Below are 2,457 nucleotides of genomic sequence, written 5' to 3' on the forward strand. Positions count from 1 at the left end.
GGCGGTGGCGGCGCGGGCGTACCGACGAAGCCGGATACCGAGACGCCGGAGACGCCAACCGAGCAGCCGACCGGACCGATCGAGCTGTCTGTAGGCGGACAGAAGGTCGAAGCGACCTGGAACGGCTCCGCTGCATCGCTCCGCATCACGGATGAGATGCTCGGTCAACCGGGCGACCAAGGCGTGATCATCCAGGCGCAGCAAGCGAATATCAAAAACTATACGCTGAAGGTCGACCAGGCTGCGATCCGTCGCACGGTCGAAGCGGGCAGCAAGCTGATCATCGATCTGCCTCTCGCCAGACTCGAGCTCGACCGTAGCCGTCTGGAAGGGCTGAAGGGCGATCTGGAGCTGACGATCCGGGCGACCAATGCTTCGGAACGGACAGCGGAGCAAGAGCTGGCCCGCACAGCGGGCGGCGAAGCGCTCGGCGGCGGAGATGGCGTGTCGATCACTTCGAATCTGCCGGCAACGAGCTGGAGTACGGCGATTCCGACTCGTGTCGTCGTACCGAGCGGTATCCGTAGCAGCGACATCACAGCAGTCGTGCTGCGTGCACCGGACGGCTCCAGCTGGACGACCGTGCCATGGAAGCTGGACGGCACGCAGGTCAATGTCCAACTGACAGGCGAAGGCCAACTGTTCTTCGTCCATAGCAAAGGCGAGTTCCGGGATGTACGCGCCGGCTACTGGGCGCAAGAGAGCATCCAGGACGCAGCCTCCAAGCTGTTCGTCCTCGGCAAGGGCGACGGTCGCTTCGATCCGGGCAGCCAGATCACGCGCGCCGAATACCCGACCATCCTGCTCCGGGTAGCTGGATGGATGAACAAGGACGCGAGCTCGAGCTACACCGACGTGCAGACGAACCAATGGTTCAACCGCAGCGTATCGATCGCCTCGGAGATGGGCATCGTCAACGGCATGGCCGACGGCTCGTACCAGCCGCAGGCGTCGCTGACTCGCGCAGAGGCGATGACGATGGTCGGACGTCTCCTCGCATCGATGAATCTCGGCGCCGAGCTGAGCGATGACGAGGTGAATACAATCCTCTCCGGGTTCGCCGATGAGGCAGATATCCCGCAGTGGGCGCGTCGTCCGGTGGCGCTCAGCGTCAAGAGCGGCATCATCACCGGCGACAACAATCAGGTCAAGCCGACCGAGGTGCTCACTCGAGCCCAGGCGGCAGCGATCGCGATCCGACTCGACCGGTTGATCACAGACTACTAAGTTCTATAGCGGATATACCCACTAGGGCCATCGCGGCTCCGGTGGGTATAGCTGCTCTCGATTCCTATCAGTTTCTATTATTAAGGCGGTGTACTCATGGCTCTCAAGCAGAGAAGCTTATACGTGTTAACAGCTATCCTGGTGTGCGCGCTGCTCGCAACGGGAACCAGCGTCTACATGGCGCGCGCCAACGGAGCAAGCTGGACCACCGTGGCGGATACGTCCTGGTATAATCCGATCTATCCCAGCTATCAGATCGATAGCGAGGAGAAGCTGGCTGGCATAGCCAAGCTGGTCAACGAAGATCCGACGGTCGATGGATTCAGAGGCAAACGACTGGAAATTACCAAGGATCTGAATCTCCAAAACAACGGTACGCATTCCAATCTGATCTGGGAGCCGATCGGCACCGAGGCGCAGCCGTTCCGCGGCTCGCTGACGGCGTATGACGGGCAAACCTTCTCGATCAGCGGCATGACGCTGCCGGACAACGTGCCATATGCCGGTCTCGTCGGCTACATGGAGGCGGGCACGGTAGGCGGGTTCAAGTTCGAAGCGACGGGCTCGATCAACGTGACGAACAACAACCAGCCGATCTATGTCGGCTCTGCTGTCGGCAAGATGACAGGACACAGCATCGTCTACAACATTACGAACCATATCGCCATCTCGGCGACGAGCACCCAGGATGTCTATGCTGGCGGCATCGTCGGCTCCGGCGAGGGCGACATCTCGACCTCGATCAACTACGGCAGCGTGACGGCCCAAGGCGCGAATACGCATGCCGGGGGGATGACGGGCCATATCGGCAGCTATGGCATGAAGATGAAGAAAAATGCCAATCATGCGGCCATTACGACAACTGCCAACAGCGCAAGCGACGCTTATGCAGCCGGTATCGCCGGATATGCGCAAGGCGCGCTTCGTATGGAAGAGGAGAACACGCCGTTCGACAATTCCGGGGCGATCCTCGTCCAGGCGGGCGGCAACAACTACGCGGGCGGCCTGGTCGGCCGTATCGACGGCGAGCTGAATGTGTCGGAGCTGACCTCCGTTACCGCTCAAGTCGAAGTCAATGCGCCAGGCTCAACCAGCAGTTATGTCGGCGGCCTGGTCGGCGCGATCACCGCGCAGCAGCAGGACCGCAGCTATCGCGTCAACTTCCTGCATACGGCGCCGGTCGTCAACAACGGCGGCTCGCAGGTGTATACCGGCGGCATCGCAGGCTAC

At 61.2% G+C, this 2,457-nt stretch carries 2 protein-coding genes; both read left to right on the forward strand.

Going from position 1 to position 2,457, the window contains the following annotated elements:
- Nucleotides 1-1,227 (forward strand): S-layer homology domain-containing protein (locus PA598K_RS14035; RefSeq protein WP_185601944.1); only part of this gene is annotated, 1,227 nt, incomplete at its 5' end.
- 123 nt (nt 1,228-1,350) lie between these two features.
- Nucleotides 1,351-2,457, forward strand: a 1,107-nt coding sequence (locus PA598K_RS36195) for a hypothetical protein (protein WP_185601946.1), incomplete at its 3' end; no start/stop codon positions are given.

The sequence above is a fragment of the Paenibacillus sp. 598K genome, from assembly GCF_003851045.1.
Lineage (GTDB): Bacteria > Bacillota > Bacilli > Paenibacillales > Paenibacillaceae > Paenibacillus_D.